The 14,421-nt window shown below is 74.9% G+C and carries 14 protein-coding genes; 4 read left to right on the forward strand and 10 right to left on the reverse strand.

Annotated elements, in window-relative coordinates; translation table 11 throughout:
• Positions 1-13: 13 nt before the first annotated feature.
• From KDY119_RS05940 to KDY119_RS05950, 3 genes are read right to left on the reverse strand one after another with little or no spacing between them, the layout of a single operon-like run.
• Positions 14-289, reverse strand: a complete 276-nt coding sequence (locus KDY119_RS05940; RefSeq protein ID WP_051136686.1) for an acyl-CoA carboxylase epsilon subunit — start codon at positions 287-289, stop codon at positions 14-16.
• Positions 276-815, reverse strand: coding sequence for a hypothetical protein (locus tag KDY119_RS05945; protein WP_036951848.1), 540 nt, complete (start codon positions 813-815; stop codon positions 276-278). Before KDY119_RS05945 ends, KDY119_RS05940 begins: the two co-directional genes overlap by 14 nt.
• A 10-nt stretch (positions 816-825) precedes the next feature.
• Complete coding sequence (locus KDY119_RS05950) at positions 826-2,427, reverse strand: acyl-CoA carboxylase subunit beta (RefSeq protein WP_036951846.1); 1,602 nt, start codon at positions 2,425-2,427, stop codon at positions 826-828.
• 183 nt (positions 2,428-2,610) lie between these two features.
• On the opposite strand from KDY119_RS05950, the gene KDY119_RS05955 reads away from it, so the two are divergent.
• Together KDY119_RS05955 and KDY119_RS05960 are read left to right on the forward strand one after the other, a co-directional pair.
• Positions 2,611-3,510: a biotin--[acetyl-CoA-carboxylase] ligase gene (locus KDY119_RS05955; protein ID WP_153022063.1), complete on the forward strand. Its 900-nt coding sequence runs from the start codon at positions 2,611-2,613 to the stop codon at positions 3,508-3,510.
• A complete protein-coding gene (locus KDY119_RS05960) occupies positions 3,507-4,592 on the forward strand; it encodes an adenylate/guanylate cyclase domain-containing protein (protein ID WP_036951843.1) in 1,086 nt (361 codons plus the stop codon). Before KDY119_RS05955 ends, KDY119_RS05960 begins: the two co-directional genes overlap by 4 nt.
• Before the next feature lie 443 nt (positions 4,593-5,035).
• On the opposite strand, the gene KDY119_RS05965 is transcribed toward KDY119_RS05960, so the two are convergent.
• The 5 genes from KDY119_RS05965 to KDY119_RS05980 all read right to left on the reverse strand — a co-directional run bounded on the left by KDY119_RS05965 (position 5,036) and on the right by KDY119_RS05980 (position 9,997).
• Positions 5,036-6,622 (reverse strand): HNH endonuclease signature motif containing protein, encoded by a 1,587-nt coding sequence (locus KDY119_RS05965; protein ID WP_153022064.1) that lies wholly within the window; start codon positions 6,620-6,622, stop codon positions 5,036-5,038.
• A gap of 177 nt (positions 6,623-6,799) precedes the next feature.
• On the reverse strand, positions 6,800-6,961 hold the full coding sequence (locus KDY119_RS18835) for a hypothetical protein (protein ID WP_085998046.1): 162 nt from the start codon (positions 6,959-6,961) through the stop codon (positions 6,800-6,802).
• Between the two features lie 44 nt (positions 6,962-7,005).
• The gene (locus KDY119_RS05970) at positions 7,006-7,275 is read right to left on the reverse strand and encodes a metal-sensitive transcriptional regulator (RefSeq protein ID WP_036951838.1); all 270 of its coding nucleotides are present in this window, start codon (positions 7,273-7,275) and stop codon (positions 7,006-7,008) included.
• 31 nt (positions 7,276-7,306) lie between these two features.
• A complete protein-coding gene (locus KDY119_RS05975; RefSeq protein ID WP_153022065.1) occupies positions 7,307-9,130 on the reverse strand; it encodes an FAD-dependent oxidoreductase in 1,824 nt (607 codons plus the stop codon).
• A 102-nt stretch (positions 9,131-9,232) separates the two neighbouring features.
• The gene (locus tag KDY119_RS05980; protein WP_153022066.1) at positions 9,233-9,997 is read right to left on the reverse strand and encodes an SOS response-associated peptidase; all 765 of its coding nucleotides are present in this window, start codon (positions 9,995-9,997) and stop codon (positions 9,233-9,235) included.
• Between the two features lie 154 nt (positions 9,998-10,151).
• Between KDY119_RS05980 and KDY119_RS05985 the strand changes: the two genes are divergently transcribed.
• Complete coding sequence (locus tag KDY119_RS05985; protein WP_153022067.1) at positions 10,152-11,516, forward strand: multidrug effflux MFS transporter; 1,365 nt, start codon at positions 10,152-10,154, stop codon at positions 11,514-11,516.
• A 19-nt stretch (positions 11,517-11,535) separates the two neighbouring features.
• On the opposite strand, the gene KDY119_RS05990 is transcribed toward KDY119_RS05985, so the two are convergent.
• Complete coding sequence (locus KDY119_RS05990; protein WP_036951835.1) at positions 11,536-12,468, reverse strand: LysR family transcriptional regulator ArgP; 933 nt, start codon at positions 12,466-12,468, stop codon at positions 11,536-11,538.
• A 92-nt stretch (positions 12,469-12,560) separates the two neighbouring features.
• On the opposite strand from KDY119_RS05990, the gene KDY119_RS05995 reads away from it, so the two are divergent.
• Positions 12,561-13,178, forward strand: coding sequence for a LysE/ArgO family amino acid transporter (locus tag KDY119_RS05995; RefSeq protein ID WP_407657424.1), 618 nt, complete (start codon positions 12,561-12,563; stop codon positions 13,176-13,178).
• 3 nt (positions 13,179-13,181) lie between these two features.
• Here KDY119_RS05995 and KDY119_RS06000 read toward each other — a convergent pair whose 3' ends face one another.
• Positions 13,182-14,420 (reverse strand): pyridoxal phosphate-dependent aminotransferase, encoded by a 1,239-nt coding sequence (locus tag KDY119_RS06000; protein ID WP_036951832.1) that lies wholly within the window; start codon positions 14,418-14,420, stop codon positions 13,182-13,184.
• Position 14,421 lies beyond the last annotated feature (1 nt).

The raw sequence follows: 14,421 nt of genomic DNA on the forward strand, positions 1-14,421 counted from the left end.
TCGGGCACCGGCTCTACGAGCGCAGGCTCCAGCGCCACGCGTCGGCGTTGTGCCGGCCCGCGCGCCCGCCGAAGTTCTTGGCCGTCCCGCCGTTCCCGCGCATCGTGCGCGTGCGGTTGACCCACTCGTCCACGGGTGCGGCGTCCGCGGGGACGCTGACCCCGGCCGCCGCGGCGGCCAGCCCGGCGACGAGCGCCGCGACCTCGATCTCGTCGGGGGCGCCGCGCACGACCCGGACCTGCGCGGGAGACGGTGTCGTCTCGCCGGACCTGCTGTCAGGACTCGTCATCGTCGTCGTCCTCGTCGTCGAACAGGCCGGGCTCGCCGCGGGACGCCGCCCACTCGACGACGTCGAAGCCCGCGCCGACGAGCTTCGTCACGGTCTCCTCGCCGGCCTCGTCGAGCAGGTCGATGACGGTGCCCATCGACGCGTCGGTGGGTCGGGTCGGGGGAGTGACGACGAAGCCCAGGTAGAAGACCTCCGCCGCCTCGGGCTCGCCCGCCGCGTGCTCGTGGTCGTGCTCGGCCACCTCGTCCTCGCCCCAGGTGAGCGTCGTGAGGTCGGGGTGCATGCCGAGCGTGCCGTGGAGCGCGTCGAACACGTGCGCGTTGTGCGTGGCGATGCGGGTCTCGAGCGCGAGGATCCGGGGGTCCTCGTCGGCCTCGGCCGCCCCGAACTCAGCGCGCACGCCGACGGCTGTGTCCACGTACTCGTGCAGGGCGCGCGCGAGCTCGTCGACGGCGTCGTGGAGGGGGGCCGCGTCGACGGCGCCGAGCGGGGCCGGGCCGTGGGTGATGTCGTCGTGGTCGCTCATCGGACCCTCCTCACAGGGGGATGTTCCCGTGCTTCTTCGGGGGCAGGCTCGCGCGCTTGGTGCGCAGCGCGCGCAGCGCCCGGACGACCTGCACGCGCGTCTCGGACGGCGCGATGACGCCGTCCACGTAGCCGCGCGCGGCCGCGTCCCACGGGTTGACGATCGCCTCCTCGTAGTCGTCCACGAGGCGCAGGCGCTCCGCCTCCACGTCCTTGCCGGCCTCCGCGGCGGCGGTCAGCGTGCGGCGGTGGAGGATGTTCACCGCGCCCGACGCACCCATGACGGCGACCTGCGCCGTCGGCCACGCGAGGTTCACGTCGGCGCCGAGCTGCTTGGACGCCATCACGATGTACGCGCCGCCGTACGCCTTGCGCGTGATCACGGTGACGAGCGGGACCGTCGCCTCGCCGTACGCGTAGATGAGCTTCGCGCCGCGCCGGATGATGCCGTTCCACTCCTGGTCCGTGCCGGGCAGGAAGCCGGGGACGTCGACGAGCGTCAGCACCGGGATGTTGAACGCGTCGCACGTGCGCACGAAGCGCGCGGCCTTCTCGGCGGCGTTGATGTCGAGCGTGCCCGCCATCGCGAGCGGCTGGTTCGCGACGACGCCGACGCTCTGGCCCTCCACGTGCCCGAAGCCCACGAGCACGTTCTTCGCGAACAGCGGCTGGACCTCGAAGAAGTCGCCGTCGTCGAGCACGTGCTCGATCACGGTCCGCATGTCGTACGGCTGGGAGTCCGAGTCGGGGATCAGGGCGTCGAGCTCGAGGTCGTCGTCCGTGACCTCGAGGGCGACGTCGTCGGGGATCCACTGCGGCGGGTCCGCGAGGTTGTTCTGCGGCAGGTAGCCGACGAGGTGGCGGACGTAGTCGATTGCGTCGTCCTCGTCGGCGCCCAGGTAGTGCGCGACGCCGGAGCGCTCGTTGTGCGTCTGGCCGCCGCCGAGCTCCTCGAACCCGACGTCCTCGCCCGTCACGGCGCGGATGACGTCCGGGCCCGTGATGAACATGTGCGACGTCTTGTCGGCCATCACGACGAAGTCCGTGAGCGCGGGGGAGTACACCGCGCCGCCCGCGCTCGGGCCCAGGATCAGGGAGATCTGCGGGACGACGCCCGAGGCCGCGACGTTGCGCCGGAAGATCTCCGCGAACTGCGTGAGGGCCGCGACGCCCTCCTGGATGCGGGCGCCGCCGCCGTCGGAGATGCCGATGATCGGGACGCCCGTGCGCAGCGCGAGGTCCTGCACCTTGGTGATCTTCTGGCCGTGGACCTCGCCGAGGCTCCCGCCGAAGACCGTGAAGTCCTGGCTGTAGACGCAGACCTGGCGGCCGTCGATCGTCCCGTACCCGGTGACGACGCCGTCGCCCGCGACCTTCTTCTTGTCGAGCCCGAAGTTCACGGAGCGGTGCGTCGAGTACGCGTCGAGCTCGACGAAGCTGCCCTCGTCGAGGAGTGCCTCGATGCGCTCGCGCGCCGACTTCTTCCCGCGCGCGTGCTGCTTGGTCCGGGCGTTCTCCTCGGGCTGCTCGACGGCGGCCCGACGGCGCTCCGCCAGGTCGGCCAGCTTGGCCGCGGTGCCCGTCGGGCGGGCCGGTGGGGTGGCGGTCGCCACGTCGGAGCCGAGGGCTGCAGGGTCCTGAGTCACCCTGCGAGCCTAGTTGGTGGTTGCCGCCAACTCGACGGTGACGACGCGCGGGGTCGGAGCGGTGGTTTGGAGGAACTCGACAAGGCTGGGGGTCGCGGTCCGACGGGCGGCGTCACGGCGGCACCCGGTCCCCGGCCGCAGACTGGTGGCATGACCGACGCCATCGCTCGCCCCGCGCTCGACGCCGACGCCCTCGCGTCCGCCCTCCTCGCGCCGCGGGGCCCGTTGGCACGCCTCGACGTGGTGGCGACGTCCGGCTCGACGAACGCGGATCTCGTCGCCGCCGCGTCCCGCACCCCCGACGCGTGGCCTGCGCCGTCGCTCCTCGTCGCCGACCACCAGACCTCCGGGAAGGGGCGGGCCGGTCGGACCTGGGAGACGCCGCCGCGGGCGGCGCTGACGTCGTCGCTGCTGGTCTCGCCGGGAGTGCCCGGCGACCGGCTGCCGTGGCTGCCGTTGCTCGCCGGCCTCGCGGTCGTGCGCGCGCTGCGTTCCGTGACGGGCCTGCGTGCCGTGCTCAAGTGGCCCAACGACGTGCTGCTGCCCGCGGCCGACGGCGTCGACGTCGCAGGCTGGGGACCGTACCGCAAGGCTGTGGGCATCCTCGTCGAGGGGCTCGCGGGCGGCAGGGCCGTCGTCGGCGTCGGGGTGAACGTGACGCAGACCGCCGACGAGCTGCCCGTGCCGAGCGCGACGTCCCTCGCGCTGTCGGGGGCCGCGACCACCGACCGCGCCACGCTGCTGGTCGCCCAGGTCGGCGAGCTCGTGCGGATCCTCGACGCGTGGCGCGGCGCCGCCGGGGACGCACGTGCCGCCCGGCAGCCCGATGACGGACCGGACCTGGCGTCCGCCGTCGCCGACGTGTGCGTCACGGTCGGTTCGCGGGTCACGGTCGACCTCGTCGACGCGACAGGCCTCGAGGGCGACGCGTACGGGCTGGGTGCCGGCGGGGAGCTGCTGGTCCGTGCCGACGACGGCACCCGGCACGCCGTCGTCGCCGGTGACGTACGCCACGTCCGGACAGGCGGCGCCGCTACCCTGGGCGGGTGACGACGGACCATCGGGACCCGCACGGCGACGTCGCCGGGACACCGGACGGGGCACCCCCCGGACCCGGTCTCGACGACGAGCTCCTCGGCGGCCCCGCGGCCCGCACGGCCGCCGAGGTCGCCCACGACCTGGGCACGGGCGTCGAGTTCGTCCACGAGGCGTGGCGGGCGCTCGGGCTGCCCGCCGTCGACGAGGACGAACGGATCTTCACCGCCGAGGACGTGCGTGCCCTGCGCGAGATCCTCGAGCTCGCCGGCGAGCAGCACCTGAGCGACGGCACCGTGACCACGCTGCTGCGGTCGACCGGCCACACCATGGACCGGCTCGTGCTCTGGCAGGCGGAGGCGCTCGTCGGAGACCTCGTCGAGCAGCAGGGCTACGAGCCCGTGGCCGCACGGCTCGAGCTCCTCGACCGGCTGCCCGGCATCGCGCCCGTGCTCGAACGCCAGCTCACCCACGCGTGGCGGCGCCAGCTCGCCGCCTACGCGGGCCGCTACGCCGTCGAGTTCTCGCACGCGCTCGAGCAGGGGACGTACGGGCAAGGGGCGTCGGGGCACGGGACGTCCGGGCAGGGGGAGCTCCGGCTCGCCCGCGCCGTCGGGTTCGCCGACATCGTCGACTTCACCAAGCGCACCGCCGGGTTCGAGTCGATCGAGCTCGCCCACTTCGTCCAGGACTTCGAGTCGGGCGCGCGGGACGTCATCTCTGCCGCGGGCGCACGCGTCGTGAAGACCATCGGCGACGCCGTGCTCTACGTCGCCGACGACGTCGGGACCGGTGCCGAGGTGGCGCTCGGCCTCGCGGAGGCGCCCGCGACGCGCGGGGAGAACGGCGTACCCGTGCGCGTCAGCCTCGTCTGGGGGCGCGTGCTCGCGCGGTTCGGCGACGTGTTCGGGCCGAGCGTCAACCTCGCCGCCCGGCTCGTCGACATCGCCGACCCCGGCAGCGTCCTCGTCGACCGCGAGACCGCCGGTCTCCTCGCGGACGACGCACGGTTCGCCCTCACCGCGCGGCCCGGCGTCGAGGTGCAGGGACTCGGGATGATCGAACCCGTGCAGCTCCAGCGCGCGTACCGGGGCTGAGCGGTCGCGCACGAGCTCGCCCGGCACGTCCGTGTCGTCGGCGTGGGTTGTCGTGCGTGGGTTGTGGTGCGTGGGTTGCGGTGCGTGCTCGCCGACGTCATGAGTCAGGACACCGAGGGAGTGGAAAACGCCTGGGGAGTGGAAAACACCAGGGGAGTGGAACTCGAGGTCGCGTTCAGCCGCCCGGGACAGCTCGCCGAACGGCTCGAGCGTGCGAGGGGCGGGCAGCCTGCGGCGGCGGTGCGACCTTGCCGCAAGGTGGCGCGAGGATGGTGAACCGCTGCACGCGGGTGACTGGCGTGCGGATGACAGGCACGGGCGGGTGGCGGGCGCGCGTGGACGACGGGCGCACGCGGGTGGGGGCGCGCGTGGACGACGGGTCGACGTGAGCTCGGAGCCGGGGATCGGCGTGTGCGAACGACCTCGTGAGACGACGGAGCGCGTCAGAAGGGTGGGTCGCCGTCGTCTCCTGGATCGACGTCGTGTCCACGGCTCGCTGGCCTCCTCCCGCGCAGGGTCGGGGCGGTCGGCAGGGTCGGGTCGGTGGGTCTGGCGGGGACGGTGTACCGGTGCCCGGAGGGGGCGGTCCAGGTGATCGCGCCGCTGCCGGGGTCGCGGTGGGTGGACCATCCGCCGTGGGTCTTGGCGTTGTGGTGGGCGCGGCACACGGGGTGCAGGTTGTCGGCCCGGGTCTGCCCGGGGGTGGACCGTCTCGGGTCGAACGGGTCGACGTGGTCCAGGTCGCACCGGGTGGCGGGGACCTGGCAGCCGGGGAAGGTGCACGTGGTGTCGCGGGTGCGGACCAGGTCGCCCAGCACGACGCCGGGCCGGTAACCGGTCCGCGACACGTCGGTCGCGGCACCGGTGACGGGGTCGGTCAGGATCCGGCGCCAGGTCGGGTCGCCGTCGGACGCGAGCACCCGGGCGACCGTAGCGGGGACGGGCCCGTAGCCGGCCAGGTCGGCCGGGGACTCGTCCAGCCCGAGCAGCGTGCTCGCCGCGACCGTGACGTTGACGACGGTGCGCACTCCTGCGGCCGGTGCGCTGCCTTCGGTGACGAGGTCGGTGAGTGTGTCCGCCCGGACCTGCGCCACCGTGCGCGTCTCCCCGGCCGCCCGGACCCTTTCTCGGGACGCCGCGTCGAGCCGCGCCCACACGCGTGCGGCGTCGGCGGCAGGCAGGAGCGCGGTCAGCCAGGCCATCTGGTCCGGTGCGGGGTCGATCCACACGTGCCGGCGTTCCGCGGCCGCTGCGGCACGCTCGACGGCGCCGTCGGGGTCGGCCTCGATCGCTGCCCGGCGGAGGCGGTCACGCAGCTGGGCCGGGGTCAGCCCGGTCGCCGGGCCGGGCGCGGCGGCGGTGCCGACCAGCTCACCGGCGACGCGTTCGCGCACCGCGGCCGGGACCGCGTCGTAGCAGACCAGGACGTCCGCGCGGGCGGCGTCGATCCGTCCCTCGGCCAGAGCGTCGGCGACCTCGGGTGCCCGGCCGAGCCCCGTCGCGCGGCCCACCAGGGCCGTCGCGGTGCGCCGCGAGGTCACCAACGCTGCCGTCAGCTCGTGCACGACGGCGTCCGCGGCCTGCGAGGAGGACCCGCCCCGCGCGAGGAGCTCGCCGACCACCCGGGCCTGCTCGGCCGCCGCCCACGACGCGACCTGCTGCCACGCCACGACCGCGTCGACGAGAGCGTCGTCCGACATCGACGACACGTCCGCCCCCACGAGCCGACGCACCACGTCCAGGACGGCCTCGTCGGCAGACGAACCGCCCGAGGCCCGCGACGAGAGGCCGCCCTGCTGGGCCGACCGCGTCACGCGAGCGTCGGTGGCGTCGGGATGATGGTGGTGCACCGCGTTGGTCACTTCGAGCGCCTTCAGCATGACGCTGGCCAACGCGAGCTCGACGAACGAGGTTCGTGCCGCGATGGGGTCCGCCGAGCGAAGCTCGCCGGCCGGTTCGACCGCGGCCGCGTGCAGCGAGGCGACGACGGGATGGGTCGCCACCTCGGGAACGTCGCGCGATTCGAACATGTGTTCGATTCTAGCAGTCGAACGCGCTCGCCACCAGGGCCTGCATGCCCGCGGTGGGCGACGTCCGAACCCGCGTCGTCCGAGCCCGCGACGACCACTCCGCGGCGCGCCCGGACGGGTCGTCGTTCCGATCCTCCGGCGTCCGAGGCTCCACGCGCCTCGGCGTCCGCGGAGGGCTCAGCGCCTGCGCAGCCGGGAGAAGAAGGTGTTCTTCGGGGCGTCGGGGTGCCCGTCGCACCACTCGGACGCTGGCACGCTCCGGCGCACGTCGTCGACGTGCTGGCCGCAGCCCTTCCAGGTCGTCTTGCCGCAGGTGGAGCAGGTGGTGGGGTAGCACATGGTTCGTTCGTCTCCTCGGTGTCAGGGTGGGGGCGTGTGGTTCGTCAGGCAAGCATGAGGAAGAGCTTCTCCAGCTCCTCGGTCGTGAGCCCGTCCGCTGAGCCGTCGGGGTCGCCGAGGCAGTCCTTCATCGCGGACGACACGATCGCGAAGCCCGCCCGGTCGAGCGCGCTCGACACGGCGGCGAGCTGGGTGACGACGTCGCGGCAGGGCGCGTCGTCCTCGATCGCGGCGACGACGGCGTCGAGCTGGCCGCGCGCGCGGCGGAGGCGGTTCACGATCTTGCGCCGGGCGTCGGCGTCGGGTGTGGTCATCGGGGCTCCTCGGTCAGGGCGGGTGGGGTCGTCACGCGGCGCGGTCGTCCGCGCCGGTGGGCTCGGCGTCGGCGCCGTCGCCGGGCTCGGCCTCGGCGGGGGCCCCGACGCGGGGCGCGGTGCCGGTCGCTGCGTCGTCCGGCCGCGCCAGGACGACGGCGGCGCGAGGCCCGAGCGCGGCGCGGAGGGTGAGCATCCCGCCCGACAGGGAGGCGCTGTCGAAGCCGTGCTGGGCGAGGATCCGGTGCGCGAGGTAGGAGCGGACCCCGGACGCGCACAGGACGCGGACAGCCCGCCCGGCCGTCGCGGTCCGGACCTCGTCGAGGCGGTCGCGGAGCTCGGTGTGCGGGACGTTGAGCGCCCCGGGGAGGTGCCCCGTCGCGAACTCGTCACGGCTGCGGACGTCGAGCACGAGCGCCTGGGCGGACACCTCGTCCACCTGGTCCGCGTACCAGAGGCGCAGGGTCCCGTCGACGACGTTCGACCCGAGCAGGCCCACCATCGTGACCGGGTCCTTGGCGGCGCCGTACGGGGGTGCGTAGGCGAGGTCGAGGTCGACGAGGTCGTGCACGGTCAGATGGGCGCGCAGCGCGGTGGCGAGGACGTCGATGCGCTTGTCGACCCCGTCCGGGCCGACGGCCTGGGCGCCGAGGACCCGACCGTCGTCGGCGCCCGCGTGCACGACGAGGTGGAGCTGTGCGGCGCCGGGGAACCAGCCGGCGTGCTGGGTGGGGTGCAGGTGGAGCGTGCGGTACGGCACGCCGAGGGCGTCGAGGTCGGCCCGGTTCGCGCCGGTCGTGGCGGCGGTGAGCGTCCCGACGCGGACGATCGCCGTGCCGAGCGGGCGCGGGACCGGCCGGGCGGTGGGGTGGCCGACGATGTCGTCGGCGACGAGCCTTCCCGCGCGGTTCGCCGGGCCGGCCAGGGTGACCGGCCGTCGCGCCCCCGTGACGGCGTCCGTGCTGGTGGTCGCGTCGCCGGCGGCCCAGACCCCCGGCAGGGACGTGCGGCCCCGGTCGTCCACGACGATCGCGCCGTCCTCGCAGCGGACGCCGGCCTCCTCGAAGACGTGCGTGTCGGGTCGGACGCCCGTGGCGACCAGGACGACGTCCGCCTCGAGGCGGGTCCCGTCGGCGAGCACGACGACGTCGTGGTCGGGGAGGTGCTCGACGGCGGTGGCGCCGGAGCCCGCATAGACGTCGACGCCGAGCCGGACGAGCTCGTCCGTGACGAGCTGCGCGAGCTCGGGCTCGAAGGTCGCGAGGACATGCTCGGACCGCTGCGCGAGCGCGACGTCGAGCCCCTGCAGCGTGAGAGCCTCGGCAGCCTCGAGCCCGACGTACCCGCCGCCCAGCACGACGGCGCGGTGGGCGGTGCCGACGAGCGCACGGAGCGCGGCGCCGTCGGCGACGGTGCGCAGGGTGTGGACGCGAGGCGAGCCGAGGCCGGGCAGGGCAGGGTGGGCGGCGACGGCTCCGGGCGCGAGGACGAGCGCGTCGTACCCGAGGTCGGTCTCGCCGTCCGCGGTGCGCACGCGGACGGTGCGGGCGTCCGCGTCGAGCCCGACGACGTCGTGCGCCGTGCGCACGTCGAGGTTCAGCGCGGCGCGCAGGCTCTCCGGCGTCTGGACGAGAAGGTCGTCGGCGTCGGCGATCTCGCCGCCGACGAGGTACGGCAGCCCGCAGCCTGCGAACGACACGTGCGGGCCGCGCTCGAGCACGACGATCTCCGCCGTCTCGTCGAGGCGACGGAGGCGCGCGGCGGCGCTCGCACCGGCCGCGACCCCGCCGACGACGACGTAGCGACGGGTGGGGGCGTCCGGGTGCGCGACCGGGTTCGTGCGGGTCTCGAGCATGGACCGAAGATACCCCCGGGGGTATCCGGGTGTCAGGCCGACGCCGGCTGATGTGACCCGCCCGACAGTGCGGTCCGCACCCGGGGCCCGAGCGGCGACCCGTCAGCCGACGGGAGCCAGCAGCGCGGGGGAGTCGTTGTTCACGTTGCTGACCAGCGACGACACCTCACGGAACCGCAGGGGCTCGGGTTCCCGGCTCAGCAGGGCCGCCGCTCCCTCGGCCCCGACGGACGGGTCGAGCCACGCGTCCCACGCCGACCGGGGCAGCACGAGGGGCATGCGGTCGTGGATCGAGGCGAGGTCCTCGCTGGCGGGCATCGTGACGATCGTCGTCGACACGAGCCAGCGGCGGGGATCGTCGGCCGCCCGGGAGGGGTCGCGCCAGAACTCGTAGAGCCCGGCGAGGGCGGCGACGTCGTCGTCGGCGGGGGCGATGTAGTACGGCTGCTTGGGGACGCGCGCCCGGCCCGAGGGACTCGATCCCGGCGCGGGCTCGAGCTTCTTCCACTCGTAGTAGCCGTCCGCCGGGACGATGCAGCGCCGGGCGGCGAAGGGCTTGGCGAACGCCGGCTTGTCGGCGAGCGACTCGACGCGCGCGTTGATCATCCGGTTGCCGACCGACGGGTCCTTGGCCCAGCTCGGGACGAGCCCCCACCGGGCGAGGCGGAGCGACCGCTGGGGGGCGTCGCCGGGCTCGGTGGAGTCACGTCTCGGCGCGCGCTCGACGACGATCCGTACGTCCTGCGTGGGGGCGACGTTCCAGCTCGGGGCGAGCTCGCGCACGGCGGGCTCGACGAGGGCGGCGTCGATCGCGAAGGCGTCGGCGAGGTCCTGGGCTTCTCGGAAGGAGGCGTAGCGGCCGCACATGGCTCCATCGTCGGGCACGCCACCGACATCGCGCCTGGCGCCGAGATCGCGCCTGCCGCCCACCTCGCCCGCCGCGCGCCGGGCGCGGGCCCGCACGCGATCGTCACATCCTCCGGCGGCAATCGGCTCGGCACGCTCGAAACGATTCGATATGATGACGGTCGTGACGCGTGCCGACGACCCCGATGATCCGAACCCCACCGCCGACCTCACCCCCACCACGACGGACGCCCCGACGCGGCTCCCCGCCCCGGCGCCCCGCACGAGCCTGCGCTCGCGGGTCCTGACGGGCCCCCGCACCGGACCCCGCTCGACCGCCGCGTGGATCCTCCTGCTCGGCTCCCTCTCCGCGCTCCCGGCCTTCACGACCGACATGTACCTCCCGGCCCTGCCGGACGTCGCGCGCGACCTCCACACCACGGACGCCGGTGCCCAGATCACCATGTCCGCGATGCTCGTCGGCGCCGCGCTCGGCACCCTCGTGATCGGTCCGCTCTCGGACCGGTTCGGCCGCCGCGGCCCGCTGCTCGTCGGGCTCGTGGGTCACGTCGTGACCTCGGTCCTGTCGATCATGGTCCCGAACATCACGCTCCTCATCGCGCTGCGCGTGGTCCAGGGCTTCTTCAACGCGGCCGCGTCGGTCACGAGCATGGCGATCATCCGCGACCGGTTCAGCGGTGCCGAGGCTGCGCGCATGTTCTCCCGGCTCATGCTCGTGATCGGTCTGTCGCCGCTGCTCGCCCCGACGGTCGGCTCGCTCGTCGAGGGCTGGGGGAGCTGGCACGGGATCTTCCTCGTGCTCGCACTGATGGGCGCCGTGCTCGGCGCGGTCGTGCTGCGCGCCCTGCCCGAGACGCTCCCCGTCGAGCGGCGCGTCACCGGCGGTCTGCCCGCCGCGCTCCGCGGGTACCGCACGCTCGTCCGGGACCGTCGCTTCCTCGCGCTCGCCGTCGTGCCGGGCCTCGGGATGGCCGTCGTGATGAGCTACGTCTCCGGGTCGCCGTTCGTGTTCCAGGAGCACTTCGGGCTGTCGTCGGGGGCGTTCTCCCTGCTCTTCGCCGTGAACGGGCTCGCGCTCGTCGCGTCCGCGCAGGTCAACGCCGCGCTCGTCCGCAAGGTCGCGCCGATCCGCCTGCTGCGCACCGCGCTCGTGGTCCAGCTCGTCTTCGCGGTCGGGCTCGTCGCGTTCGCCGTGACCGGCGTCGGCGGGCTGCTCGGGGTGCTCGCCGGGCTCTGGCTGGTCCTCGCGATGCAGGGCATGGTGCCGTCGAACGCGTCGGCGCTCGCGCTCACCCGGCACGGCGAGATGGCGGGCACCGCGTCCGCCGTGATCGGCGCGCTCCAGACGGGCATCGCCGGCGTCGTGAGCCCGCTCGTCGGGGTGCTCGGCGCGACCGCCGCGGCCATGAGCTCGGTCATGCTCGGTGCGATCGCGGTCGCGATCCTCGTGCTCGCCGTCGCCACGCCGGCGTTCCGGCGCGAGGGCGGGTTCCACGCGGGCGTCCCCGCGTCGTCCTGACGCGCTGCGACCGACGGCGTCAGCGCGTCGGGCGCAGCGCCCGGGCCGCCGTCTCGCGCACCGAGGCCGCGAGCGCGTCGAGCGCCGACGAGCGCAGCCGCCACTGCTGCCAGTGCAGCCGGACGTCGTCCGCGCCGTCGGCATCCAGCACGACGACGTCGCCGCGTGCCGCGAGCTCGTCCGCCTGCTGCTCGGGGAGCATCCCCCAGCCCAGGCCGAGCCGCACGGCCTGCGCGAACGCCGTCGAGCCGGGGACGTGGTGGCGCGGGGGGTCGATCCTCCGTCGCGTCCGACGGCGCAGGTAGCGGTCCTGCAGGTCGTCCTTGCGGTCGTAGACGACGACGGGCGCGGCGGCGAGCGCGTCGGGGGTGACGGCCGGTGCGGTGCGCGAGCCGAACCACCGCCGGGCGAACGCGGGCGACGCGGCGGGCAGGTAGCGCATCGCCCCGAGCGCGGTCACGGTGCACCCCTGGACGGCGCGCGCCTGCGTGGTGATCGCGGCCATGACCTCGCCGTCGCGCAGGAGCTCGACCGAGTGGTCCTGGTCCTCGCGGCGCACGTCGACGTACACGCCGTCCCCGACCCCGGCGAGCGCCGGGACCGCCCACGTCGTGAGCGAGTCGGCGTTGACGGCGACCGGGAGCACGACGCGCGGAGCAGCGTCCCCGCCGCGGCTCCCGCCGCCCGTGGCGCCCGTCCCGGTCAGCGCGGCCTCCGCCTCCGCGACGAGCAGGGAGACCTGGCGTGCGAGCCGGAGCAGCTCCTGACCGTCCTCGGTCGCGGTCACCGGCTTGCTCCGTCGCACGAGCACCCGTCCCGCCTGCGCCTCGAGCGCCTTGATCCGCTGACTCACCGCCGACGGCGTCACGTGCAGCGCGCGGGCGGCCGCGTCGAAGGTGCCGTGGCTGACCACGGCGTCGAGCGCCCGGAGCTGCGCGAGGTCCCAGTCCATGAAGCGATGCTAACGACTGATGAGGAATCGTCGTGGCGCTTCAGGCAGCCAGCGGGGTCTCGAGGCTCTCCGGGTGGCTAGCGTGGTCGTCCGTGACCTCGTTGACCGCCGCGCTCTCGGGCCTCGCGTCCGGTCTGTCGCTGATCGTGGCCATCGGCGCGCAGAACGCGTTCGTGCTGCGCCAGGGCGTGCGCCGCGAGCACGTGGGGGCGGTCGTCGTGATCTGCGCGGCGAGCGACGTGGTGCTCGTCGCGGCGGGGACGGCCGGGCTCGGCACCCTCGTGGCGCGGTCCGGCACGGTGCTCGAGGTGGTCCGCTGGGTCGGCGCGGCCGTCCTCGTGGGGTACGGCGTGCGGTCGGCCCTGCGCGCGCTGCCGCGACGCGACCCGGGCGCGCTGCACCCGGCGGGCGAGCGGCCGCCGTCGGCGCTCGGAGCCACCGTCGCGACGACGCTCGCGCTCACGTGGCTCAACCCGCACGTCTACCTCGACACGGTCCTGCTGCTCGGCTCGGTGGCGGCCGGCCACGGCACGCTCCGCTGGGCCTTCGCCGCCGGCGCGTGCGTCGCGAGCTGGCTGTGGTTCAGCGGCCTCGGGTACGGGGCACGCGCCCTCGTGCCCGTCTTCGCGAGGCCCGCGGCGTGGCGTGTGCTCGACGGCGTGATCGCCGTCGTCATGGTGCTCGTCGCGGTCTCGCTCGTCGCGCGCTGAGCGCTACCCGGCGAGCGCCGCGAGCCGCGCGACCGCGTCACGCAGCACGTCCTCGCGCTTGACGAACGTGAACCGCACCCACGACCGCAGAGCGCGCGCCGTCGGCGATCCCGCCGTGCAGAACGCCGCCACCGGCACGCCCACCACGCCCGCGAGCCCGGGGAGCCGGCGGCACAGGTCGGTGCCGTCGTCGAACCCGAGGGGGCCGGCGTCGGCCAGCACGAAGTACGTGCCCTGCGGGCGCACGACGCCGAACCCCGCGGCCTCCAGACCGTCGCAGAGCAGGTCGCGGCGCGAGGCGAGCGACGCGGCGAGCTCGCGCGGGTACGCGTCGTCGGCGAGCGCCCGGGCGATCGCGGGCTGGAACGGCGCACCCGACACGTAGGTGAGGAACTGCTTGACCGTCCGTACGGCCGTCACGAGCGGCTCGGGCCCGGTCACCCAGCCGATCTTCCAGCCGGTCAGCGAGAACGTCTTGCCCGACGACGACACGGTCAGCGTGCGTTCGGCCATGCCCGGGAGGGTCGCGAGCGGGACGTGGGCCGCGCCGTCGAACGTGAGGTGCTCGTAGACCTCGTCCGTCACGACGACGGCGTCCGCCGCACGCGCCGCGGCGGCCACGGCCTCGAGCTCGGTGCGCGTGAGGACCGTGCCCGTCGGGTTGTGCGGCGTGTTGAGGAGGATCACGCGGGTCCGGGGCGTGACGGCCGCACGCAGGGCGTCGGTGTCGAGGCGGAACCCGTCCGGGCCCGGGACCAGCGGCACGGTGACGTGCCGCGCACCCGCGAGCGCGATCCCCGCCGCGTACGAGTCGTAGCACGGCTCGAGGGTGACGACGTCGTCGCCGGGGCCCGCGAGCGCGAGGAGCGCGGCCGCGATCGCCTCGGTCGCGCCGGTGGTGACGAGGACCTCGGTGTCCGCGTCGAGGTCGAGGCCGTAGTGCCGCCTCTGGTGGGCGGTGACCGCCCCGCGCAGCTCCGGGATCCCCGGGCCGGGCGGGTACTGGTTGGCGCCGTGCTCGGCGTCGGGCGCGATCGCGTCCGCGGCCGCGCGGCGGACCCAGGACGGGCCGTCGACGTCGGGGAAGCCCTGGCCGAGGTTGAGGGCGCCGGTACGGGTCGCGAGCGCGCTCATCTCCGCGAACACCGTCGACGCGACCGCGCCGTCGGGGGCGAGGAGGCCGGTCGCGTGGGCGACGTCGCGCCAGCGGCCGGACGGCGAGGGCGGGGGAGCGGAGGGCATG

The organism is Luteimicrobium xylanilyticum (genome assembly GCF_009429125.1).
Lineage (GTDB): Bacteria > Actinomycetota > Actinomycetes > Actinomycetales > Cellulomonadaceae > Luteimicrobium > Luteimicrobium xylanilyticum.

Bases quoted from the DNA above. Each gene is read 5' to 3' on its own strand.
- KDY119_RS06000 (WP_036951832.1), bottom strand. From the start codon at position 14,420: ATGCCCTCCGCTCCCCCGCCCTCGCCGTCCGGCCGCTGGCGCGACGTC.
- KDY119_RS05980 (WP_153022066.1), bottom strand. From the start codon at position 9,997: ATGTGCGGCCGCTACGCCTCCTTCCGAGAAGCCCAGGACCTCGCCGAC.
- KDY119_RS05985 (WP_153022067.1), top strand. From the start codon at position 10,152: ATGACGGTCGTGACGCGTGCCGACGACCCCGATGATCCGAACCCCACC.
- KDY119_RS05945 (WP_036951848.1), bottom strand. From the start codon at position 815: ATGAGCGACCACGACGACATCACCCACGGCCCGGCCCCGCTCGGCGCC.
- KDY119_RS05990 (WP_036951835.1), bottom strand. From the start codon at position 12,468: ATGGACTGGGACCTCGCGCAGCTCCGGGCGCTCGACGCCGTGGTCAGC.
- KDY119_RS18835 (WP_085998046.1), bottom strand. From the start codon at position 6,961: ATGTGCTACCCCACCACCTGCTCCACCTGCGGCAAGACGACCTGGAAG.
- KDY119_RS05975 (WP_153022065.1), bottom strand. From the start codon at position 9,130: ATGCTCGAGACCCGCACGAACCCGGTCGCGCACCCGGACGCCCCCACC.
- KDY119_RS05940 (WP_051136686.1), bottom strand. From the start codon at position 289: ATGACGAGTCCTGACAGCAGGTCCGGCGAGACGACACCGTCTCCCGCG.
- KDY119_RS05965 (WP_153022064.1), bottom strand. From the start codon at position 6,622: ATGTTCGAATCGCGCGACGTTCCCGAGGTGGCGACCCATCCCGTCGTC.
- KDY119_RS05955 (WP_153022063.1), top strand. From the start codon at position 2,611: ATGACCGACGCCATCGCTCGCCCCGCGCTCGACGCCGACGCCCTCGCG.
- KDY119_RS05970 (WP_036951838.1), bottom strand. From the start codon at position 7,275: ATGACCACACCCGACGCCGACGCCCGGCGCAAGATCGTGAACCGCCTC.